1 protein-coding gene is annotated in these 568 nt (G+C 58.8%); it reads right to left on the minus strand.

Going from position 1 to position 568, the window contains the following annotated elements; genetic code table 11:
- Positions 1 to 407: HU family DNA-binding protein (locus P0D89_RS53885; protein WP_408371498.1), on the minus strand; the 407-nt coding region annotated here is incomplete at its 3' end.
- Between the last annotated feature and the right edge of the window lie 161 nt (positions 408 to 568).

A 568-nucleotide genomic window follows, 5' to 3' on the forward strand; every position in this document is an offset into this window, starting at 1 on the left:
TTCAGACGCACCGAAGCGGGCTTGGCGGCAAACCACTTGTCTTCACCCGTGAACGGGTCCTTGCCGAAGCGCTTCTTCTTTGCCGGCACGTCCTGGGCGACAACCTTCAGCAGACCCGGCAGCGTGAACACCTTCGCGCCCTTCTTGTGGACCGACGCGAGCACCGTTTCTTCCAGCGCTGCCATCAAAGCCTTCGCCGCTTTCGGCTCGACACCTGCGTGCTCGGCAAGATGGGTAGCAAGCGAAGCCTTCGTAAACGAGTCCTTGATGGGCTTCAGCGGCGTGGCGTCGACCGCCTTCTTCGTGGCAGGAGTCGCCGTCTTCTTTACCGTCGGCGCCTTCGCTTTTTTCTCGACCGGAGCCACCACTTTTTTCGGAGCCGGCTTTGCTGCAGCTTTCGTTGCCATAGATTCCTCGTCATTGGTCAAAGGTTGGCCCGAGACCCTTGCCTTTGCACAGTCACCGACAATACGCAAAGGTCCAAATCCTCAGGCTGGCGCTAGCGTAGCAATCCGGATGTGAATCTGCAACGGGCGAGCCCCTAAAACAAGGGGTTTTGCGCTGAGAT

It is taken from the genome of Paraburkholderia sp. RL18-085-BIA-A (genome assembly GCF_046027075.1).
Lineage (GTDB): Bacteria > Pseudomonadota > Gammaproteobacteria > Burkholderiales > Burkholderiaceae > Paraburkholderia.